The organism is Funiculus sociatus GB2-C1, assembly GCF_039962115.1.
Taxonomy (GTDB): Bacteria; Cyanobacteriota; Cyanobacteriia; order Cyanobacteriales; family FACHB-T130; genus Funiculus; species Funiculus sociatus.
On sequence record NZ_JAMPKJ010000055.1, the window covers coordinates 1 to 20,096 of the forward strand.

23 protein-coding genes are annotated in these 20,096 nt (G+C 46.4%); 14 read left to right on the forward strand and 9 right to left on the reverse strand.

All coding sequences use genetic code 11. The features are described from left to right. Positions 1–240 precede the first annotated feature (240 nt). Complete coding sequence (locus NDI42_RS21205; protein WP_190452406.1) at positions 241–1,233, forward strand: LysR family transcriptional regulator; 993 nt, start codon at positions 241–243, stop codon at positions 1,231–1,233. A gap of 43 nt (positions 1,234–1,276) precedes the next feature. Next, on the forward strand, positions 1,277–2,374 hold the full coding sequence (locus NDI42_RS21210) for an anthranilate phosphoribosyltransferase family protein (protein WP_190452407.1): 1,098 nt from the start codon (positions 1,277–1,279) through the stop codon (positions 2,372–2,374). A 127-nt stretch (positions 2,375–2,501) separates the two neighbouring features. On the opposite strand, the gene NDI42_RS21215 is transcribed toward NDI42_RS21210, so the two are convergent. The 5 genes from NDI42_RS21215 to NDI42_RS21235 all read right to left on the reverse strand — a co-directional run bounded on the left by NDI42_RS21215 (position 2,502) and on the right by NDI42_RS21235 (position 6,971). Beyond that, positions 2,502–4,184: an amidase family protein gene (locus NDI42_RS21215; protein ID WP_190452408.1), complete on the reverse strand. Its 1,683-nt coding sequence runs from the start codon at positions 4,182–4,184 to the stop codon at positions 2,502–2,504. Between the two features lie 337 nt (positions 4,185–4,521). Beyond that, positions 4,522–5,457: an MBL fold metallo-hydrolase gene (locus tag NDI42_RS21220; RefSeq protein ID WP_190452409.1), complete on the reverse strand. Its 936-nt coding sequence runs from the start codon at positions 5,455–5,457 to the stop codon at positions 4,522–4,524. 8 nt (positions 5,458–5,465) lie between these two features. After that, positions 5,466–5,855: an aspartate 1-decarboxylase gene (panD, locus tag NDI42_RS21225; RefSeq protein ID WP_190438270.1), complete on the reverse strand. Its 390-nt coding sequence runs from the start codon at positions 5,853–5,855 to the stop codon at positions 5,466–5,468. 202 nt (positions 5,856–6,057) lie between these two features. After that, complete coding sequence (locus NDI42_RS21230) at positions 6,058–6,573, reverse strand: inorganic diphosphatase (protein WP_190418346.1); 516 nt, start codon at positions 6,571–6,573, stop codon at positions 6,058–6,060. A gap of 206 nt (positions 6,574–6,779) precedes the next feature. Continuing rightward, positions 6,780–6,971 (reverse strand): TLTLP motif-containing protein, encoded by a 192-nt coding sequence (locus NDI42_RS21235; protein WP_190418344.1) that lies wholly within the window; start codon positions 6,969–6,971, stop codon positions 6,780–6,782. A gap of 242 nt (positions 6,972–7,213) precedes the next feature. Here NDI42_RS21235 and NDI42_RS21240 point away from each other — a divergent pair, with 242 nt between their 5' ends. The 3 genes from NDI42_RS21240 (at position 7,214) to NDI42_RS21250 (ending at position 9,085) form a co-directional block, all read left to right on the forward strand. Then, positions 7,214–7,384, forward strand: coding sequence for a hypothetical protein (locus tag NDI42_RS21240; RefSeq protein ID WP_190452411.1), 171 nt, complete (start codon positions 7,214–7,216; stop codon positions 7,382–7,384). 99 nt (positions 7,385–7,483) lie between these two features. Then, the gene (locus NDI42_RS21245; protein WP_190452413.1) at positions 7,484–7,987 is read left to right on the forward strand and encodes a DUF4112 domain-containing protein; all 504 of its coding nucleotides are present in this window, start codon (positions 7,484–7,486) and stop codon (positions 7,985–7,987) included. Positions 7,988–8,125: 138 nt separating this feature from the next. Beyond that, complete coding sequence (locus tag NDI42_RS21250; RefSeq protein ID WP_190452415.1) at positions 8,126–9,085, forward strand: alpha/beta fold hydrolase; 960 nt, start codon at positions 8,126–8,128, stop codon at positions 9,083–9,085. A 63-nt stretch (positions 9,086–9,148) separates the two neighbouring features. Here the strand turns inward: NDI42_RS21250 and NDI42_RS21255 are convergent, their stop codons facing one another. Then, positions 9,149–9,364 carry a hypothetical protein gene (locus NDI42_RS21255; RefSeq protein ID WP_190452417.1) on the reverse strand — a complete coding sequence of 72 codons (216 nt, stop codon included), beginning with the start codon at positions 9,362–9,364 and terminating at the stop codon, positions 9,149–9,151. 288 nt (positions 9,365–9,652) lie between these two features. Between NDI42_RS21255 and NDI42_RS21260 the strand changes: the two genes are divergently transcribed. From NDI42_RS21260 to NDI42_RS21270, 3 genes are all read left to right on the forward strand, one after another. Then, positions 9,653–10,129 carry a DUF4278 domain-containing protein gene (locus tag NDI42_RS21260; RefSeq protein WP_190452419.1) on the forward strand — a complete coding sequence of 159 codons (477 nt, stop codon included), beginning with the start codon at positions 9,653–9,655 and terminating at the stop codon, positions 10,127–10,129. Positions 10,130–10,340: 211 nt separating this feature from the next. Then, positions 10,341–10,796 carry a DUF29 domain-containing protein gene (locus tag NDI42_RS21265; RefSeq protein ID WP_190452420.1) on the forward strand — a complete coding sequence of 152 codons (456 nt, stop codon included), beginning with the start codon at positions 10,341–10,343 and terminating at the stop codon, positions 10,794–10,796. Positions 10,797–10,929: 133 nt separating this feature from the next. Continuing rightward, positions 10,930–11,967: a hypothetical protein gene (locus tag NDI42_RS21270; protein WP_190418329.1), complete on the forward strand. Its 1,038-nt coding sequence runs from the start codon at positions 10,930–10,932 to the stop codon at positions 11,965–11,967. Positions 11,968–12,016: 49 nt separating this feature from the next. On the opposite strand, the gene NDI42_RS21275 is transcribed toward NDI42_RS21270, so the two are convergent. Continuing rightward, complete coding sequence (locus NDI42_RS21275) at positions 12,017–12,268, reverse strand: transporter suffix domain-containing protein (protein WP_190452422.1); 252 nt, start codon at positions 12,266–12,268, stop codon at positions 12,017–12,019. A 110-nt stretch (positions 12,269–12,378) separates the two neighbouring features. Continuing rightward, on the reverse strand, positions 12,379–13,215 hold the full coding sequence (locus NDI42_RS21280) for a carbohydrate ABC transporter permease (RefSeq protein ID WP_190438235.1): 837 nt from the start codon (positions 13,213–13,215) through the stop codon (positions 12,379–12,381). Positions 13,216–13,409: 194 nt separating this feature from the next. On the opposite strand from NDI42_RS21280, the gene NDI42_RS21285 reads away from it, so the two are divergent. From NDI42_RS21285 to folE, 5 genes are all read left to right on the forward strand, one after another. Next, positions 13,410–14,102, forward strand: a complete 693-nt coding sequence (locus tag NDI42_RS21285) for an aldehyde oxygenase (deformylating) (protein ID WP_190438234.1) — start codon at positions 13,410–13,412, stop codon at positions 14,100–14,102. Positions 14,103–14,297: 195 nt separating this feature from the next. Next, positions 14,298–15,323 (forward strand): long-chain acyl-[acyl-carrier-protein] reductase, encoded by a 1,026-nt coding sequence (locus NDI42_RS21290; RefSeq protein ID WP_190418321.1) that lies wholly within the window; start codon positions 14,298–14,300, stop codon positions 15,321–15,323. Between the two features lie 466 nt (positions 15,324–15,789). Continuing rightward, positions 15,790–16,770, forward strand: a complete 981-nt coding sequence (accA, locus tag NDI42_RS21295; protein ID WP_190418319.1) for an acetyl-CoA carboxylase carboxyl transferase subunit alpha — start codon at positions 15,790–15,792, stop codon at positions 16,768–16,770. 276 nt (positions 16,771–17,046) lie between these two features. Continuing rightward, positions 17,047–17,772 (forward strand): SDR family oxidoreductase, encoded by a 726-nt coding sequence (locus NDI42_RS21300; RefSeq protein ID WP_190418317.1) that lies wholly within the window; start codon positions 17,047–17,049, stop codon positions 17,770–17,772. 126 nt (positions 17,773–17,898) lie between these two features. Continuing rightward, entirely contained in the window at positions 17,899–18,594 is a 696-nt protein-coding gene (gene folE / locus NDI42_RS21305) for a GTP cyclohydrolase I FolE (protein WP_190452425.1), read from the forward strand. Between the two features lie 127 nt (positions 18,595–18,721). Here folE and NDI42_RS21310 read toward each other — a convergent pair whose 3' ends face one another. Beyond that, positions 18,722–19,216 carry an orange carotenoid protein N-terminal domain-containing protein gene (locus NDI42_RS21310; protein WP_190418313.1) on the reverse strand — a complete coding sequence of 165 codons (495 nt, stop codon included), beginning with the start codon at positions 19,214–19,216 and terminating at the stop codon, positions 18,722–18,724. A 401-nt stretch (positions 19,217–19,617) separates the two neighbouring features. Between NDI42_RS21310 and psaK the strand changes: the two genes are divergently transcribed. Continuing rightward, a complete protein-coding gene (gene psaK / locus NDI42_RS21315) occupies positions 19,618–19,887 on the forward strand; it encodes a photosystem I reaction center subunit PsaK (RefSeq protein WP_190452454.1) in 270 nt (89 codons plus the stop codon). The last annotated feature ends 209 nt before the right edge of the window (positions 19,888–20,096 follow it).

The window sequence follows — 20,096 nt, forward strand, 5'->3', positions numbered from 1 at the left end:
CCATGTCAACAGAAACTTTCGGATGGGCGCAAAAAGCGGCTCTGGGTAAGGCGCTTTCCTCTCTGTTTTACCATTTTTTGGGGTGGTCAGTTACTTTTGCCGGGGTGCACTAGGTAAAATTCTTCCCAATCCCCAATCCCCAATCCCCAATCCCCACTACTGCTGTATCAAGCCTTACCAAACTCAGTAGCCAAATCCGCTAAATTCATTTCAGAAGGAAATGTAATTTAGGCTACACCTATGCGGCTAGAGCAGTTGCAAGCATTTCTGGCAGTTGCACAAACAGGCAGCTTTCAGCAAGCAGCACGAAAATGTGGATTCACCCAGTCCACCATCAGCAGACAAATCCAGTCTCTAGAATCAGAACTTGGTGTTCCACTGTTTCATCGCACAGCTCAGGCAAAGCTAACATTAGGGGGCGAAAGATTTTTGCCAAGAGCAGGCAAAATCTGTCAGGAGTGGCAACAAGCCACGCAGGAATTAACCGACTTGTTGGCGGGAAAACAGCCAGAACTATGCGTAGCGGCGATTCATTCAGTTTGCGCCCACTATTTACCGCCAGTGTTGCAGCAATTTTGCCGAAATTATCCAGACGTGCAGCTGCGAGTGACTTCACTGGGAAGCGATCGCGCTTTAAAAGTCCTCCGCGATGGGCTGGTGGATGTGGCAATTGTGATGAATAACCGCTTTTTAACGGCTAGTCCGGATATGGTGGTAGACATCCTATACAATGAACCCATCGAAATCCTGATGGCGGCAAATCATCCGTTGACTGAGTATGAACAGGTGCCTTGGTCAGAACTCGTTAAATACCCGCAAGTTGTGTTTAAAGATGGCTACGGGATGCAACGCTTAGTGCAAGAGCGATTTTTGCGCCTTGGCGCTAATCTTCAGGCAGTTATGGAGTTAAATACGCTTGATGCCTTTCGCGGCGTTGTGCGTCAGGGAGAATTAATTGCCCTTTTGCCGCAGTCGGCTTTGGTGGATGCGCGTCACGATTCAACGCTGGCTATCCGCACCATTGAATCCACCCCAGCATCGCATAGCCTCGCCGACTCTCTCACAGATATGGGCTTGTCTCGTCAAGTTGTGATGGTGACAACAAGCGATCGCTTGATAATTCCACCAATTCAGCGTTTTTGCCAGCTGGTGCGCGAATCAATTCCGTTGCAATTTAAGCAAGCAATTAGCAGCACCGTAATCTGTTCGCCAGCCTCAGTCATTAGTCATTAGGAAAACAACTGACAACTAATAAAATCAAAACTCAAAACTCTTTATGAGTAACGCCTTTAGGGAAATTCTGCGAAAAATTGGTAGCGGCCCCCACACCGGGGAAAATATGACTCGCTTTGAGGCGGCGGAAGCGACACGGATGATGCTACTACAGGAAGCAACACCAGCGCAGATTGGGGCGTTTATGATCGCCCACCGAATTAAGCGTCCTACAGGCGAAGAATTAGCTGGGATGCTGGATGCTTGCGACCAACTGGGGCCAAAGTTGCAACCGATTGACTCCCAGCGACCAGTTATAGTTTTAGGAACGCCCTACGATGGGCGATCGCGTACCGCCCCTGTGACTCCATTAACGGCTTTGATTCTGGCAACCGCAGGGCAACAAGTGGTGATGCACGGCGGCGGCCGGATGCCCACCAAAGAAGGCTTGCCGCTGGTTGAGATTTGGCAGGGTTTAGGCGTTGATTGGAGTGGGCTATCTTTAGCGCAAACCCAGCAAGTCTTCGAGACGACCAAAATAGGATTTATCTATTTGCCATCGCATTTTCCCCTCGCAGCTTCCTTGGTTCCCTACCGCGACCAAATTGGCAAACGTCCTCCCTTTGCAACGATGGAGTTGATGTGGTGTCCCTACGCAGGAGTTGCACACGTTATAGCAGGTTTTGTGCATCCTCCCACAGAAGGAATGTTTCAAGGTGCCTCGGCGTTGCGAGGCAAACCGCAGTATTTTACGACAGTGAAGGGATTAGAGGGTAGCTGCGATTTACCACGCGATCGCACCCCCATCATTGGCACCTGGCAACCCGGTTCGGATCTAGAACGCATCATCTTGCATCCCCGCGACTACGGTTTTGAAGGCAAGGAAGTACCCCTAGACGAAAAAGCTTTAGTGCCACAAATGCAGCTAGTATTGCAAGGCAAACCAGGCGAATTCACGCAAGCTGCTATCTGGAACGGCGGATTTTACCTGTGGCATAGCGGTGTAGCGACAGATTTATCATCCGGCTTAGCTGAAGCAGAAAACTTGTTAAAAAGCGGTCAGGTTGCTCAGAAACTACAGGAGATTAGCAAGGCTGTTGCTTCTTTAAGCGTGTTTGAAAAATATCTATCAGAGACTGGAGACTTGACGAGTGGGGGTTAGCCCGATCGTCATCTGATGAATCAGTTGCAGCAATCCCAGAAAATTTTTACACAAGGCATAGCGTAGGGCTTAATGCGATTTTGTGAGAACACCCACACGAAATGCCCTGCATAAATGCAACAGGAAATTAACTGCTACTCATGGCTTTACGCCGCTGTAGCCTTAAGCCGATGCCAGTTAGAGCAAATAATCCTAGTGCCGCAACGGTTCCAGGTTCGGGGATAGTTTCGCCCGCCAGTGGAGGTGTACTGGTAGGAGAACGACGAACCAGCGATGCCTGCTCATAAGCATAAGCTAAGCCAAGCAGCGTTGGCTCTGTGTAAGCCTTACCTAAGAAGCTGATGCCGAAGGGTGCCAAGTTTGCTTGATATCCGGCCGGAACAATAATGGTGGGATATCCCGCCTTAGCTCCGATTGATGCGCCTCTGGTTCCAGTAAACAGAACAGCATCCAGATCGTAAGTGTCGATGAGGAAGTCAAGCCCTTGTTCTTTTGCAAGGCGCAGGTCTGTCGCCCGATCGCTGAGGTACTTGATTGTATCGTCGCTTGCTGGCGACAGGTCGATCGCTTCCGATGCCAAAGCACGAGTCTGTCCATACTTCAAGGCAATCTCAGCATTTGCCTCATTAAAAGCAATTACTTCAGCCAGACTCTTCACAGGAGCGTTTGGCCCCAGACTAGCAAGGTAAGCGTTGAGGTCGCGCTTGAACTCGTAAGTCAATACCGAGGAACTGAAGGTAGACAATTCTCTGGCTGTGGAGATATTAGCATCAATAATTTCAGCCCCCATGCTCTCCATGATGGCGATCGCTTCTTCGGCAATTGTCTTCTCCTCATCAGACAGTGAATCCCAATAAAAGTCTTTCGGAACACCAATCCTCGCTCCTTTGAGTGCATCCGCGTTGAGAAAGGGGGTATAGTCGCTATAAAACTTACCTGCGCTGGTGAGGGTTGCCGGATCGTTGGAGTCTACCCCTGTAAGTGCGCCTAAGAGGATGGCTGCATCTGTCACCGTGCGCCCAAACGGGCCTGCGGTATCTTGGCTGGCAGCAATTGGAATAATCCCATCCCGGCTAACCAGTCCCACCGTAGGCTTAATGCCTACAACTGAGTTTTGATTACCGGGACTGAGAATTGAACCAGAAGTTTCAGTTCCTATCGCAACTGTCACTAAGTTAGCCGCCACCGCTGCTGCTGAACCCGCACTAGAGCCACCCGGAGAAAGGATAGCTCTGCCATCTCCGCCTGGGAGAGGAACCGGGTTATACGGGTTAAACGTGTAGCCGTTTAGCGAACTGTAACCAGCAGGCATCCCGTTGGTCAGGAAGTTGGCGTACTCTGTCAAGCTTGCCTTTCCCAGAATGATTGCACCTGCATCTCGAAGTTGCTGGGTGATGAAAGCATCGTTTGGTGGAATCGATCCCTTAAGAGCAACAGAACCTGCTGTGGTGGGCAGATCGAATGTGTCGATGTTGTCTTTTAGGAGGACGGGAATTCCATGTAGTGGGCTTCTTGCTCCTGTGGTCTGCCGCTCTAAATCTAGTGCTGCTGCTGTCTTTAGCGCATCGGGATTGATGGTGATGAAGCTGTTTAGTTTGGGCCCGTTGACATCGTAGGCTTCAATCCGGTTTAGATAAAGCTGAACCAGTTGCTCAGAGGTGAGCCGTCCAGAGTCAAAAGCCTGATTAATTTCAGGAATTGTGGCTTCTTGTAGGGTGAATGAAAATGCTTGCGCTACTGTTGGTAAAATCCCAACCAGTGCAGTTTGAACTGCTAAATAAGTAACAGCTCGTTTAGTTTTAAATTGCATATCTGTACAGTCTTGATAGGAACACAGAAACAGCAAGTTTGCATACCGAATTAGGCTGAATACGTTAGCCGCTCAAGCTAACTAAACAACCCTTAGGCATCAGTTACTCCTAACTCCTAAAGAAGCGAGCCAGGAAAGACGTTGATGTTATTAAAAGACCGCAAACTTACTTGCCAGACATCCTATAATTTTCTAAAAAGAAATATTGTTAGAGGTGATACAGTAGCTAAAAATAAAACGATGTAAATATTGCTCTAACAACGATTTTCGACGGCTGCACTCCAAATAACTATAGCGATCGCGCGTTTTGCCACCGGATTTAGGTAGTAGAATATAACTAAAACACCGACAAAATCATTCCCTCACGAGCCAGTAAACTATTGGGGAAAGCTGACTGAATTTGCTGTTCCATCAAGTCGAGAAAATCATCGTTGTAGTCAGGCTCGTAACAAGACATTACCACTTGTTTAACACCCGCAGTATGAGCCGTCTCAACGCAGGTTTGCCAAAAGCAGCTATCCCAAGGCTCAAGTTCATCAGCGCAAGACTTCACAGACTTTCCATGCAACCCGCAATCTCCGGTTTCTTGCGAATTAGATGCGCTATCGTAAATTAGCAAATCTGCTTGACGGACTAAGTGCAGCAAATTTTTATCTGAGGCTTTCAAGTTATGTTCTGCACAAGTGACATAGACAGCAGTGTGTCCATCCCAGGTGACTCGGTAGCCAATTGTCTTTAGTGAGTCTTTGGTTAAGCAGGTTTCAATCTCAATTTCTCCTAGTGTCACCGTGTCACCGGGAGTAAGATCGTAAAATTTCAAGTCAGACTGCATCACCTGAATTGGGACAGGGAAATTGGGCGGTGTCATCTGGTCGCTGAGACTTTGTTTAATAGATGCGCCGTTAGATGCAGCTGCGCCGTAAATGTGAAAGCAATTACCTTTAATAAAGGCGGGAACGAAAAAAGGCACTCCTTGAATGCGATCGATTTCCGTCTGAGTAAAAAATATATAAGCTTCCACTGGCATCTGTCGCAACAAATTGTTACCCAGAATTCGCAAGCCAGTTCCGCCATCAAAAATTAACCGTTTGTCGCCTACCCGCATCTCTAGACATGGGGTATTACCGCCGTAGCGAATTGTCTGTTTTCCTGTAGCGGCAATTTTGCCGCGCACCCCCCAAAACTGGACAACAAACTTGGCATCAGCGTTACTTGAAAGATGTGCTTGGTTAGACATTTGGGGATTTGCTGCGGCTGGCTCTAAAGAAGACATATGCTAGATCACATTAACTGCAAGAGTTGCAGATCGTCGTAGCGTCGGACTTCCACCAGGCGATTTTCCCCGTCTACGAGGACAACCGTTGGATGATAAGTTTTCAGTTCTTCGGGGCTAAGTTGTGCGTAAGTCATAATTATTAAGCGATCGCCCTTTATTCCCAGACGTGCCGCTGCACCATTTAGTTCAACCACACCAGAATTTTCTGGTGCAGCGATCGCATAGGTAATGAACCGCTCTCCATTAGCAATATTAACAACTTGCACCTGCTCATAAGGTAATATACCAGCGGCATCCAACAAAGCTTTATCAATGCTGATACTACCCACATAGTCCAGATGGGAACCTGTGAGGGTACATCTATGAATTTTCGATAGAAGGAGCGATCGCTGCATAGAATACGGGTAATTACCACCAATGCTTTTGAAAGTGCAGGTGCATTTGTGCTAAATGCTTCCTTTTACAGGCTCTGCACCTTCCCCATTATGGCCCGATCAGCACCATGTTTGTAAGTAGGGAAAATTTTGTGAGCTACAGTTGATTTTAACCTTCAAAAACCATCTGCTTCACAATTTTTCCCCGCTTTATCCGATAGCGCTACTTATTGCTACCCGCTCTAACACATTGTTCCACCAGCGGCATCACCTCTTCGACATCTTTCCAACCGCGAATTTCCGTGACCTTCTTTTCTAAATTTTTGTAGGTCTTGAAAAATTCCGCGATTTCATCCAGCCGATGCGGGGCGATGTCTTTGAGAGATTTTACGTGGGCGTAGCGCGGGTCTTTGTCGGGAACGCAGAGAATTTTTTCGTCGCGATCGCCTCCGTCTATCATCTCTAACATTCCAATCGGTCGCGCAGCAATTACACACCCCGGAAAGGTTGGTTCTTCGATTATCACCATGCCATCCAGGGGATCGCCATCATCAGCCAAGGTATTTGGCACAAAGCCGTAGTCGTAAGGGTACTGCACAGAAGAATAAAGCACCCGGTCTAAGGCAAAGGCTTCCAAGTCCTTATCGTATTCGTATTTGTTCTTGCTACCAGCAGTAATCTCAATCAGTACATTAATCAGTCCTGGTTTGGGTTGTGCAGGAATGCGTGATAAATCCAAAACTTTACTCCTAAGCGACACGTTGGTTTGGGGTAGCTTGTAAGGCTCTAAGGAAAAAAAGCTGAGACTTCATTAAATCTCATCCTTTCAAACAGCCCCCGTGTAGCATTCTACGGGAAGACGGTCAGCAGATAATCGCTGAGTGTCCAGATCCCGCTTGAGTGCAGCTACATCAGTTTAAGTGAAGGTAGTTGAGGAGCTTCCCATCAATCTTCTGGCAAGGGTAATGAGTATAGGGTAGGCCGCTGTAAGGTTTCGACCCGACTAGGGGAGTAGTGGGCGATCGCAAACACAGGCAAAGTCAGAGTAATGAGCGCGATCGCAGTTCCCAGAAACTCTGCCCACCTTTGAGGAGGAGGTTGGTCAGAAGAGTTGGCGGACTGGCCACTTGATTCCATAAAACTAGGTACAAACTCAACAAAAATCAATTTCAAGAAAATTAAAGGGATGCAAATTTTAAACCCCTCTCCCCTTGATTCTAACGAGTTTTCCCCAGCAGACTGTCTTCCATTAAACAATCTCAACCTCTAGGGGGCTGCTATCAAAGAAATTCGCTGATGTCAATAACATCTTCACGAGAGCGCCTGCACCGAGCTATCATTCATAAAGGAAGCGCACATCCGCACACGGACGGATAGTTATGTATATTCCCAACGCCCTAGCCGAAGAAATTAAATTCTACCTCAAGAATTTAGCCCAAAAGGGAGACATTGAAGCCCAAAAGCTGTTATCTCAAATCGAACAAGCAGCCAGTTTAACGGTGACAACAATAGAAGAAATACCACCAGAGGAGATAGGTTTGCAGTGTTAAACTAGGTGTCCGTTGGCATTTGAACCTTTGAACATTGAGTTGTTAAGTTCTAACAACTTGACAACTTAACAACTCTTAAGTGACTACTACTTCGTTGTGATGTCTCAACCTCCTGCAAAACCTTCCCCAAAATCAGAAATTGCTAAGGCTGCTAAACTCAGGCGGGTACGCCGCTTAAGCTATATCTTGGATAATGCGATTCCAATTCCGGGAACATCCTATCGAATAGGTATAGATCCCCTACTAGGACTTCTACCTGGAGGCGGAGATATTCTGGGAAGCGGCTTTTCAGCTTATATCGTACTAGAAGCAGCGCTGCTGGGACTGCCGCGAGAAACTTTGGTGCGAATGGTGTTAAATATCGTTTTAGAGACATTAGCTGGCACAGTGCCAGTTGTGGGGGATTTTTTTGATGCTACCTGGAAAGCCAATGTCAAAAATATCGCTTTGTTGGAAGCTCACCTAGATTCCCCTCGACAGAGCCAAAAGGCAGATTGGTGGTTTGTCATACTGCTGTTGGGCGGGTTGATGCTTTTTGTAATTGCGATCGCAGCTCTGAGTATTGTTATCCTAAGACTGTTGTGGCAAGTGATAAATTTTTAAAAATTGCCCATAAAAAATTAAAATTTGTTAAATTTAGGACGTATTTAGACTAGGTTCTTGAAAAAACTGAATTTCCAGCGAAAAATGGTAATTCTGCCATGATTTAATTTTAAGGAAAACATATCTAATTTTTAATATATGAAAGACTGGTGGGGAGCCACATTTCCACAAGGGCGTCAAACAGTAACAATTACCGACGCTAACGGACATCCTGTAAAAATTGCGTATGGCGAGAAAGGCACAGGTAAACCGCTATTTTTGGTGCATGGAGTTGCCAGTTGGAGCTATAATTGGCGTTACCTCGTAGACACACTGGCGCAACATTTTCGCGTCATTTGTTTCGATGCCAAAGGACACGGTTTTTCCGAAAAGCCACTACATCCAGAAACATTGGGACATCAAGCTGTCGAACTAGAAAGAATTATGAGACGCTTGTGTGATGAACCCGCTGTAGTGGTGGCACAATCACTGGGAGCGTTGGTAACACTGGCTACTGCTCAGAATAATCCAGAATTATTTTCTGAGTTAGTAGTAATAAATGTACCAATTTTTCTAAAAAAACTGCCATTCTGGGGTATGCAATTGTTGGCAGATTTGCCCCTGGATTTAGTGCGGATAGCGGACGATATGCGGTTGACAAAACTGTTTGCACCGTTGATGAGGCAAATTGTGGCGGTGGGGCGGCGTGAAGTTGTTTTCGATCCAGCACAGATAACAGCAGAAGAAGTGTATTGGATTACTTATCCGTACATTGAATTTCCGAATGCTTTGACGAAAACTGCCGAAGATTTACAACACGCGGCGCGAGAAATTCAGTTTTTGGTACAGAATCAACCAAATCTGATTCGTAATGTACAAGATAAGCTGAGCGCGATCGCAACTCCCACTCTCATTTTATGGGGCGCACAAGATCAGTGGTTTCCTTTTCAAGATGGGGAGAAACTACACGCCCATTTACCCGGTTCCAAATTCCAGCTTATTCCAAATTGCGGACACGATGCGGCGGCAAATTGCCCCGATGAAATTTATTCGGCAATTCTTGAATTTTGCAGAACCTCACCCCCTATCAGCCTCGGAACCAGCAAAGAGGGAGTATAAGAAATAAATTCAAATGCTTAACTAGAACCTGGCTTTTGACGTGCAGCCGATTCCCATCATCCTTCATATAAGCGATCGCTTTAACTGGCCTTCCGCGCCATAGACGCTGACAACAGGATGAGGGTTGCCATCAGCATACTTGACTTCAAACGCAGAAAAACTAGGTATTAAGCCTTGAACTGGTGGAATTGGCGCAGCCAGCGACATTACAGGGACAATAGTTCTCAGCAAGCAATTTGTCAAAATTCGAGATAAGGGAATTTTAGGTTTTAGCGACATAGCAATGATTTACACGTAGAACAAAAAGACGTGCAGCAGCATTGTTATGTTGCGAATGCGCTTTCCCCAGGCTGAGTGCATCCGCGCCGCGAGAGCGATCGCAAACCCGTTCTAGCCAGCTTTAGAAGTCCGGATTCCCCTGGGATTCTGCCAATTTAGGAATACGGCAAATATAGCACTTACCACGTCCCTCCTAATCTATCGAGTAATTTAAGCCGAAAGCATTAGACTAAATTTGACGAATTGTCCTAATATTTTTTAAACACGCTTCTCACGCCGGGTGTAAAAATGATAGAAATGCCCTTGTCTTTCATGATGCCGTTGGCAGTTGTCCTGCTATCTATCTATATATTTAAAAAGTCTGCTGACGAAATTTCCTATCTCGCTGCCTGTATTTCAATTAGCGCCTTACTGTTAAGTTTGTTGATAGCACCTTGGCAGCTCAAAAGCTTGCTGCTAGGGATTGCCATATTCAGCACTAGAAAATTTTCGCTGCCGAGTCAGCCTGTAATTGAGACTCAGGAAGACAAAAAAGCTACACTTACTTATCGCGGAATTGGCTACGAACCTACCTCTCCCACAGTTGAAGGAACTGAAAGCCAGATAACAGGAAAATATCGAGGTCAAGCTTGGGAATGTAACAAAGCAGACAAAACTCCCACAACTCAACCAACATCGCGACTCAAGTATCGAGGTGCTAACGTTGTTAGCCAAGCTGCTAACACACCTGTAACTAAAGAACAAAAAGTTACACCAGAATCATAAGTCTTACTTAAGGTATGCGATCGCTATCATCGATAAAATCAGACTGTAAGCGAATATAAATTAGCCTAGAAGAAAGGTTAATTTTATATGGGGTAAGTTTGCAAAAGTGGTTAGATACTGAATATTTCTAGCTGTTGTCTAGAATGTTACAGTTAATCAGTTATTAGAAGACTTCTGATAACCAGTTTGGCACGCCATAGAGGTAATTGTTATGACAACAGAAATAACAGCTAACCAACAGAGCTTATATGACACAGACTACCTGATATGGATTAAAACTACAGTAGAGAAGTTGCGGGTTCATGACTACTCAAACATCGACTGGGAAAATCTGATTGAGGAAATAGAGGATATGGGGCGAAGTGAGCGCAGGAGTTTAGAGAGTAATCTCATCGTTGTCCTGACTCACTTACTCAAGTGGCAATATCAACCAGAATTAAGAAGTGGTAGCTGGAAGGGCAGTATTGTTGAGCATCGTAGACGCATCCGGAAAGCTCTTAAAGAATCTCCCAGCCTTAAGCCCTACCTGGAAGAAGTGTTTGCTGAATGCTATTTAGATGCGGTTGAACAGGCGAGTGCTGAAACTGAACTACCAGTGGAAACCTTTCCACAATTATGCCCATACACATCCGCCGAGATTTTAGACTCTGACTTTCTTCCAGAATAAGTTTGGGTTCTCACTATGAAATGCGATCGCACCTAAAAAAGCACCAAAAGAGGCGATCGCGCTACTCTATTAGCGAGTCTTTGGCTACAGATTGTGTCATAATAGGGCGATCTCTCCCCAGTGAACGCTACTAATGGTGCAAGTACCCCAATCCCCCAGCGACTTAGCTGCTATCCTGAACAACCCAGTCGATTTGGATTTTCATCTGCCCGATCCAGAGGACGAAGAGATTCCAGAACTGGATTTTCAGCAGCAGGTAGATAATGCTTGGTTAGTGTGCGATCGCTTTGACCTACAGACAGAAATTTGGCGGGGGCGGATTTTGCGGGTGGTGCGCGACAGAGAGAAGAAAGGCGGCGATGGACGCGGGACGGGATTCCTCAACTGGCTAAAAGAGCGGGAAATCAGCAAAAGTCAGGCTTATTCCTTGATTCAACTGGCAAATAGCGCTGATACCCTCTTAGAAGAAGGAAAGCTAGACCCAGATGCCATTCGCAGCTTTAGCAAACGCGCCTTCATTGAAACTTCTAAGGCATCTCCAGAAATTCAACAACTGGTGACAGAGGCGGCGAATAAAGGCGATCGCATCACCAGGCGAGAAGTTCGACAACTTGCCGATGAGTGGACAGCGATGAATTCCGACTTGCTACCCGATGAAGTCAAGGAAATGGCTGCATCCGGTTCTCTTCCTTCCCGCTATCTGTCTCCCCTAGTCAAGGAAATGGAAAAATTGCCAGATTCTCACCTGAAGGTACTAAGAGGGGAAGTTGCGGGAAATCCTGACGTTGATACTGTTAAACAAGCTACATCAGATGCCCGTAATTTATCTAAGTATCTGGATGCTGCTGCCCAAGTCCAAGCGATTAGCGAAACTACTCTAGATGTGGAAATGGCGTTAGAGGAAGCTTTGCGGGTGGGTTGTCTGAATACTGCTGCTGACATGGTGAAGCAAGCGGCGCAGCTGGAACAAACCATCGCCAAATTTTACATGACCTGGAAGCGTCTGGGCAGTCTGGCAGATAGACTTTATGTGGACACTGGCGCAAGTACACCCAACTTGCGATCGCTTCTCACTTGCTTGGAACGTCTCGCTGGTGAGGTGATCGAAGTTAATCTCGATGATACAGGCGAGCGCACTATTCGCCTCAAAGTTCTCACCGATGCTGAGTAGGGCGGGCATCTTGCCTACCCGTAAAAATGTGTTGTAGGTTCGCGCGTTTCTACTTTCTGCGGAGAAATTTTTTCAAACTCTGCCAAATAGTGCCAGGATTCAAGTAACGGCGATATTTGGTTGCTGCTTCTTTTCCCACTAGCAACAAACCCACCCAAAAGGTAACTTCTGCTGAAACCGCCAACACCGGAACTAAGAGAGCTTTTTGAGCGATCGCTAGTGGTAGCAACGGCACAACCAATAATATCGCCACCCAAGGCAGAAAAGAGAAAACAATTAAAAATAGACCAACCTTCTGCATATATCTTGATTGTGGCAGAATTTGAGTCTACTGTTTGGGTTCCTCAACCATTCACTATGATTAGCTAAGTTTGATGTAGCCGCAGATTGAAACTTGCGGGCATAAGGGCGCTAATTCTTCATCCCAGTTGCGGCAATACCCCGAATAAACTGACGCTGCCCAGCAAGAAACAGTAACACCACAGGCACGGTAGCAATTACTACAGCCGCCATCAACAGTTGCCAACTACTGGTAAACTGCTCCTGAAACTCTGCCAAAGCCAGCTGCACCGTCCGCAACTCCGGGCGCGTAGTGAATACCAACGGCTTAAACAAATCGTTCCACTCACCAATAAACGTGAACAGAAACAGCGTCACCAACGCTGGACGAGACAAGGGAAGCATCACCCGCCACAAAATTTGCAGCCGATTCGCCCCATCCAACGCCGCCGCTTCCTCCAACTCTACTGGAATTGTCTGAAAATACTGCCGCAGCAGGAAAATTCCAAAACCATTGGCAGCTGTGGGTAAAATTAGCGCCCAGTAGGTGTTAATCATGTGTCCCCACTTCAAAACCAGGAAAATTGGAATCACCAACAGCTGAAACGGAATCACCAGCGTTGCTAGGACAATTAACAAAATTGCCTGTCGTCCCCGGAATTTGAGACGCGCCAAGGCATAACCTGCCAGTGCTGAGGTGAAAACCTGAAACGCAGTCACCGCGATCGCTACCAAACTCGAATTTGCAAACGCCAGCAGGAACTTTCCGCGCCGCCAAGCTTCTGTGTAGTTTATAAGGGTAGGGGCAGATGGCAACAAGCTACCGGGCGCAGTGCCAGCTTTATCAAAAGAGGTGAAGAAAACTATGCCCAACGGCAGAAGTACAATCCCAGCGCCCAAGAGTAATACACCTAAGCTTAGCGGTTGCCAAAACCAAGCCGACCAATTTTTTAGATGTCTTTTAGGCATAAGTACGCATTTAACTCTATGCTTTTAGTAATCAGATCCGCTATTCTTCCAAATGGGGAAGATGTATCAAAGAGTAGTAACGTCTAACATAGACATTTGTTAAGTTATATTTAACCATTTTGTCCCGCACCCTGAATTTCCAGGGTTTACATATCTCGGACAGCTTAGTTACGCACACAGGAGACAAGCCAGAAATGCAGATTGCAGCCAACGCCGCAATTGACTTCCAGAGCGAAACCTACAAGGACGCTTACAGCCGCATCAACGCGATAGTGATTGAAGGCGAACAAGAGGCACATGAAAATTACATCCAACTGGGCGAAATGATCCCAGAGGAAAAGGAGGAGTTAATCCGCCTATCCAAAATGGAGAATCGTCACAAGAAAGGATTTGAAGCTTGCGGCCGGAATCTTTCTGTGACACCTGACATGGACTTTGCCCGCGAGTTCTTTTCCGGATTGCACAAAAATTTCCAAGATGCAGCAGCTCAAGGTCAGATTGTAACCTGCTTGCTGATTCAATCATTGATTATTGAGTGCTTTGCGATCGCGGCATACAACATCTACATTCCTGTGGCTGATGACTTTGCCCGTAAAATAACTGAGGGTGTTGTCAAAGACGAATACTCTCATCTCAACTACGGCGAAGTTTGGCTGAAAAACCATTTTGAGGAATCTAAAGCCGAACTCGAACAAGCGAATCGTCAAAACCTACCACTGGTTTGGAAAATGCTCAACTCTGTTGAGAATGATGCCAGCGTCCTGGGAATGGAAAAAGAATCGCTGGTTGAAGACTTCATGATTCAATACGGTGAAGCCCTAAGCAATATCGGCTTCACTACCCGCGACATTATGCGCCTCTCAGCTTACGGTTTAACCGGGGCATAATAGAAAAAGGTCGGTGAGGATACTCAAGTCAAAGCCAAAACCATCATCTTTTCACTTAAATTCGTCCTCAGTCGTGCCGATCAGTCAATGAGTCTTCTGGTCGGCAATTTTGCGTCACCTTTTTAAGGTTTATCTCGAGTTTTCTGTCCCATCCACACTTTTTTGCCTGAAACGCAGGTTTAAATAAAACAGTCCATGTTTGGTCTAATCGGTCACCTTACCAATTTGCAACACGCCCAATCTGTGGCTAGAGAGCTAGGCTATCCAGAATACGCCGATCAAGGGCTGGATTTCTGGTGTAGCGCTCCGCCTCAAATCGTCGATCACATCACCGTCACCAGCATTACTGGGCAAAAAATCGAAGGTCGGTATGTGGAATCTTGCTTTGTGCCAGAAATGCTTGCCACTGGCAGAGGGAAGACGGCGGTGCGGAAAGTTCTCAATGCTATGGCTCATGCTCAAAAGCATGGTATCAACATTAGCGCTTTGGGCGGCTTTTCCTCAATTATTTTTGAAGAATTTAACCTGCACGAAAGCAAGCAGGTTCGCAACATCAAGCTAGAGTTTGAGCGCTTTACGACTGGCAACACCCATACGGCATACATTATCTGCCGCCAAGTGGAACAAGTATCGAAAAAGCTGGGCATCGAACTGAATAAGGCGACTGTTGCAGTTTGTGGAGCTACTGGCGATATTGGCAGCGCTGTATGTCGCTGGCTAGATGCGCGGACGGATGTGGCGGAGTTGTTGCTGATTGCCCGGAAGCAAGAGCGATTGCAAGCTTTGCAGGCGGAATTGGGCAGAGGCAAAATTATGGACTTGGAAGAAGCTCTACCCCAAGCTGACATTGTGGTTTGGGTTGCCAGTATGCCTAAAGGTGTCGAAATTGACCCCACGGTTTTAAAGAAACCGTGTTTGCTGATTGATGGTGGCTATCCTAAAAACATGGCGACTAATATTCAGCATCCGGGTGTTTACGTCGTCAATGGTGGAATTGTGGAGCATTCCCTGGATATTGACTGGCGAATTATGAAAATCGTCAACTTGATGGATGTGCCAGGTCGTCAGTTGTTCGCCTGTTTTGCTGAATCGATGCTGCTGGAATTTGAAAAGCGGTATACCAACTTTTCGTGGGGACGGAATCAGATTACTGTGGAAAAAATGGAGCTAATCGGCGAGGCTTCTGTGAAGCACGGATTCCGACCGCTTTTAAGCTATTAACTTTACTCTCGTTCCCAGTCAGAGACTGGGAATGCAGTTTATAATCCAGCCGATTCCACTGTAAATGCGATGTACCGCAATTTTGTACAACAGGAACTAGAGCGATCGCTCTAGTTCTTTCACTTGACATACTCCCCGGCATAAACGCACGGGGATTCTAGGCTCAAACAGCAATTGCAGCTTATAAAATCGCCATAGATTTCCCGGCGCTGTTCAAGTTCCACTAAAACCAAAAGCCCTAAATCTTCAATTGGCGCTAAAACGGCTATATATTTGCCTTGGTGGTACAAAATCACTCGTTAGCCATCGCTCACTACCTACTGTATCCTCTGATCCAAATTTTCTGGCAGTTCGCTCAGATTTATGCGAACAAGAATCGGGTGATCCAGGTTAGGGTAGATTTCTTGCATACTCTTACGAGGTAGGATGTTGAGATAATGTACTTAATGTTATCGAACTCGTTAAGGTGGCAAATCCTGAGCGCAAGCCGTTACTTTTAGATTTTGAAAAACCTCTCTCTGAGCTGGAGGCACGAATTCACCAGATTCGCGAACTTGCCGAAGATCAGGATGTCGATGTCTCTGAGCAGATTCGGCAGTTGGAGGTGCGAGCGGTGCAACTTCGTGAGGAGATTTTTAGCAGTTTGTCGCCGTCTCAGCGGCTGCAACTGGCTCGTCATCCTCGGCGACCTAGTACATTAGACTACATTCAGGCGATCAGCGATGAATGGATGGAACTACATGGCGATCGCGGTGGTTGTGATGACCCGGCTTTAGTCGGCGGTGTGGCTCGTCTGGGCGGTCGTCCGGTGTTGATGCTCGGTCATCAAAAAGGCAGAGACACAAAGGACAATATCGCCCGTAACTTTGGACAGGCTTCTCCAGGCGGCTACCGCAAGGCAATGCGGTTGATGGAACACGCTAACCGTTTTGGGATGCCGATTTTAACATTTATCGATACTCCCGGTGCTTGGGCGGGTGTGGAAGCTGAGGAATTGGGACAGGGAGAAGCGATCGCCTATAATTTGCGCGAGATGTTCCGCCTAGATGTCCCCATCGTCTGCACCGTTATTGGCGAAGGCGGTTCCGGTGGCGCTTTGGGAATTGGCGTAGGCGATCGCCTGTTAATGTTTGAACACGCAGTTTATACCGTAGCAACACCCGAAGCGTGCGCCGCTATCCTCTGGAGAGATTCTAGCAAAGCTCCCCAAGCCGCAGCTGCACTCAAAATCACCGCTTGGGATTTGAAAAATCTCGGCATTCTCGATACTATTTTGCCAGAGCCGATTGGCGGCGCTCACGCCGATCCCCTTAAAGCAGCCAGTATCCTCAAAGATGCCCTTTTGCAAAACTTGGAAGAACTCACCAATTTGACAGGACAACAACGCCGGGAGTTGCGCTATCAAAAGTTTCGTCGCATTGGGGTTTTTACTGAAATCTCTGCCTAGAGGAGGTTGACAGTATCAGGCATTGTGGCGAGTGCTATAATTAGCGAGTAACGAAATATTACAGTTTTGCCGGCAGCGACCGTTAGCTTTCTTAAAAATTAGCGACAGATGCAATCTTAGCAATTGCAGCTATCGCTAACAGATAATAGACAACGGCTCGAAAGGTGAAAATGTACGCAATAAGCGCTCCCGTGGGCATTATTGGTAGCCTTCCTCAAGGGGAAAGCTAAGCTGAGAATTGATGGCTATTCTTCGTCGAGAAAATGGGAAGATTTGATGACTTCTCCTGTTCGTAAGTCTGCCTTGATTACCGGGGCAAGTAGTGGAATTGGCAAAGCGACGGCTCTGGCGTTTGCTAAAGCGGGGATTAATCTGGCTTTAGTGAGCCGTCAAGAGTCAAAGTTAGAGGCGGTAGCCGAAGCTGCTAGGGAAGCTGGGGTGGAAGCTAAAGCTTATCCCTTGGATCTGGCGGAAGTTGGTCAGGTGAAAGAAAAGATTAGCGCGATCGCTAACTCATTTGGTGCCATTGATATTTTGGTCAACAACGCCGGAATGGGCTACACCAACACAGTTATGGAAACACCCTTAACTGACTGGCAGCAAGTAATTGATCTGAATCTTACCAGCGTATTTCAGTGCATCCAAGGAATTTTACCTCAGATGCGCGATCGCGGGTCTGGGACAATTATTAATGTGACATCAATTGCTGCCCAGCAACCCTTTCCCGGTTGGGGTGCCTATAGCGTCAGCAAAGCTGGCTTAGTTGCTTTGTCTAAAACCCTCGCAGCTGAGGAACGTGCCAAAGGCATTCGTATTGTCACCATAAATCCTGGTGCTGTTAATACCCCAATTTGGGACACAGAAACGGTTCAAGCTGACCTAAACCGTTCAGCCATGTTAACACCAGAAATAGTTGCCCAGTCGATTCTTCACATGACGCTGCTACCAGAACAGGCAGTAATTGAAGAATTAACCTTAATGCCCAGTGCTGGCGCTTTATGAGTTTTGAGTTTTGAGTTAGGAATGTGAAGAGTGAAATTTATAATTCAATACTCTCAAATAATTCTTAACTCAATCTTCAAAATTTATAACTCTCAAAACAACTCCAAACCATAACACAGACTTATCATGACTATTGCTTCTTCCAGCGGCTCTAACTTATCCGCCGATTTAGGCTCTAAAATTGCTGCGCCTCGACCTGACCGGAACACACTCAATGGCAAAGAACCCAATTTGCAGCCGCCCTCGGAAGAAATCAATGACGAAATGATGGACGCTGTGCGGACGCTCCTATTGGGAGTAGGCGAAGACCCAGAACGTGAGGGACTCCTGAAAACGCCGAAGCGGGTAGCAGAGGCAATGCGATTCCTAACTGGTGGCTACAATGAATCCTTGGAAGAACTTGTCAATGGAGCCATCTTTGATGAAGGTCACAACGAAATGGTTCTCGTGCGGGATATCAACTTCTTTAGCCTTTGCGAACACCATATGCTGCCATTTATGGGCAGAGCGCACGTCGCCTACGTCCCCAACCAAAAAGTGGTAGGACTTAGTAAGCTGGCTCGGATTGTCGAGATGTATGCGCGGCGTTTACAGGTGCAAGAACGGCTAACGCGGCAGATTGCAGAAGCGGTTCAATTAGTTTTGGAGCCGCAGGGAGTCGCTGTTGTCATGGAAGCTACTCATATGTGCATGGTGATGCGAGGTGTCCAGAAGCCCGGTTCTTGGACTGTCACCAGTGCAATGGTGGGCGTATTTCAGGACGATCAAAAAACTCGCGAAGAGTTTCTGAACTTGATTCGCCATCAACCAGCCTTCTTTTAGCAAGGTTCTTAGGTGGTAATCCCAACCCCCTTATTTAGGGGGATTGGGGAATCAAAAAAAATTATTTACTGTAGGGACATGGCATTGCCATGTCCCTACAGATTTATAGAACCCAAGCCTTAAAGGGCTATACTACCTGGCTCAAAAACTTCACCTGTTGGTCAAAGTCAAGGGATTTCAGAGAGTTCAACAATTCTGTACCTTCCGACGAGAGCTGATAGTCAGTCGGCAAGCTAACCTGTTGTGCAAGCTGATACAAAAAGCCTAAACGGGAGTTAGTATCCAGAGAGCGATACTGACTTAGGGGGGGAGTACCTACCCCAGGAATCAGCTCCAGCAGTGCCTTGCTAGGATGTGGGTCAAGCACTTCCTCTTCTGCTTGAGTCTTTTGGTCGGAGAAAACATCGCGCAACAATTGCACCTGCTCATCCGGACGCATTTCCTTAACGTGCTTTAGCATCTCTCCAGCATCTTTTGATGAAGCTATACCAGAAGCGGAAGATGAAAGCGAGCCGCTTGCTGCGGTGTAAATGGAGGCGAGTGCAGCCAGCTGGTCATCTACAGGTAAGCGCTTAAAGGCTTTTACAGCTTGGTCGAGTGTATCGGTGTTTGTAAATGTCATAGAGACTTCTAAAAAATTGACGACAGCTTCCTACTCTCAGGGGCTTAGCAAATATCTTTACTGCGCCCTGAGTAATTCGAGGTTATTTCTGTAAACAAATGTAAACCTTTAATAAAAGGTCAACGCCTATACAAAGGCAGAGGCTTTTGCCAGATATTGATCCAAATAAATCCTTCGGCAGTATGAGGCGCAATATTAGGTAAAGCTAAGACTATGATTTGTAGCCACACCCACTCTTGGCAAAAAGGTTTTTAAAAACCTGTAGTCTCATAGTTTGGGTGACACAAAAGTAAGCAAAAAGCCCATTATTTTAACTAAATTATGGGAAACCTTGCTTATTTTTAGTGGGTGAATTGTTTCTAATAATTTGTAAAAGTAGGAGAAAAGTCTTGTTTCACTCAATGTTATTGGCAGCAATACAATCGACCACTCCCGATACTGCATTATGGCACTGGCAAGGAACGCCAATCATAATTGGTTCCTGTCTCTTGGTTTTATTAATTGCTAGTCGCACTATTCGCTATCCTCAAGCTGGTGCTAAGATGCCTTTGCCTTTCCCGTCTCTTTTCAACAACATCAGTGTGGGAGGCTTTCTGGCTGCGATGAGCTTCGGTCATATGATTGGAGTCACCGCAGTTATTGTGCTATCCAATATGCAAGTTTTAAAGTAACTACCATCGGCTAATCAGGTTGTGGTTTATCGATTTTAAAGAGGCAATTTACTTTCTTTATAGGACTAATAATATTAGTCTCTGGAAGAAAGCAAAATGCCTCTAAATCAAGCAAAAGCTTGAATTGAGATTGTCAAGCCAATAACCTAAGAGGTTTTAAGATTTTGTAGAGTAGGCAATACCCACCCTACGACTAAACATCAAGACGA

Excerpts from the sequence above, each read along its gene's own strand:
- NDI42_RS21205 (WP_190452406.1), top strand. The coding sequence starts at position 241 with ATGCGGCTAGAGCAGTTGCAAGCATTTCTGGCAGTTGCACAAACAGGC.
- NDI42_RS21210 (WP_190452407.1), top strand. The coding sequence starts at position 1,277 with ATGAGTAACGCCTTTAGGGAAATTCTGCGAAAAATTGGTAGCGGCCCC.
- NDI42_RS21215 (WP_190452408.1), bottom strand. The coding sequence starts at position 4,184 with ATGCAATTTAAAACTAAACGAGCTGTTACTTATTTAGCAGTTCAAACT.
- NDI42_RS21220 (WP_190452409.1), bottom strand. The coding sequence starts at position 5,457 with ATGTCTTCTTTAGAGCCAGCCGCAGCAAATCCCCAAATGTCTAACCAA.
- panD (WP_190438270.1), bottom strand. The coding sequence starts at position 5,855 with ATGCAGCGATCGCTCCTTCTATCGAAAATTCATAGATGTACCCTCACA.
- NDI42_RS21235 (WP_190418344.1), bottom strand. The coding sequence starts at position 6,971 with ATGGAATCAAGTGGCCAGTCCGCCAACTCTTCTGACCAACCTCCTCCT.
- NDI42_RS21240 (WP_190452411.1), top strand. The coding sequence starts at position 7,214 with ATGTATATTCCCAACGCCCTAGCCGAAGAAATTAAATTCTACCTCAAG.
- NDI42_RS21245 (WP_190452413.1), top strand. The coding sequence starts at position 7,484 with ATGTCTCAACCTCCTGCAAAACCTTCCCCAAAATCAGAAATTGCTAAG.
- NDI42_RS21250 (WP_190452415.1), top strand. The coding sequence starts at position 8,126 with ATGAAAGACTGGTGGGGAGCCACATTTCCACAAGGGCGTCAAACAGTA.
- NDI42_RS21255 (WP_190452417.1), bottom strand. The coding sequence starts at position 9,364 with ATGTCGCTAAAACCTAAAATTCCCTTATCTCGAATTTTGACAAATTGC.
- NDI42_RS21260 (WP_190452419.1), top strand. The coding sequence starts at position 9,653 with ATGATAGAAATGCCCTTGTCTTTCATGATGCCGTTGGCAGTTGTCCTG.
- NDI42_RS21265 (WP_190452420.1), top strand. The coding sequence starts at position 10,341 with ATGACAACAGAAATAACAGCTAACCAACAGAGCTTATATGACACAGAC.
- NDI42_RS21270 (WP_190418329.1), top strand. The coding sequence starts at position 10,930 with ATGGTGCAAGTACCCCAATCCCCCAGCGACTTAGCTGCTATCCTGAAC.
- NDI42_RS21275 (WP_190452422.1), bottom strand. The coding sequence starts at position 12,268 with ATGCAGAAGGTTGGTCTATTTTTAATTGTTTTCTCTTTTCTGCCTTGG.
- NDI42_RS21280 (WP_190438235.1), bottom strand. The coding sequence starts at position 13,215 with ATGCCTAAAAGACATCTAAAAAATTGGTCGGCTTGGTTTTGGCAACCG.
- NDI42_RS21285 (WP_190438234.1), top strand. The coding sequence starts at position 13,410 with ATGCAGATTGCAGCCAACGCCGCAATTGACTTCCAGAGCGAAACCTAC.
- NDI42_RS21290 (WP_190418321.1), top strand. The coding sequence starts at position 14,298 with ATGTTTGGTCTAATCGGTCACCTTACCAATTTGCAACACGCCCAATCT.
- NDI42_RS21300 (WP_190418317.1), top strand. The coding sequence starts at position 17,047 with ATGACTTCTCCTGTTCGTAAGTCTGCCTTGATTACCGGGGCAAGTAGT.
- folE (WP_190452425.1), top strand. The coding sequence starts at position 17,899 with ATGACTATTGCTTCTTCCAGCGGCTCTAACTTATCCGCCGATTTAGGC.
- NDI42_RS21310 (WP_190418313.1), bottom strand. The coding sequence starts at position 19,216 with ATGACATTTACAAACACCGATACACTCGACCAAGCTGTAAAAGCCTTT.
- psaK (WP_190452454.1), top strand. The coding sequence starts at position 19,618 with ATGTTATTGGCAGCAATACAATCGACCACTCCCGATACTGCATTATGG.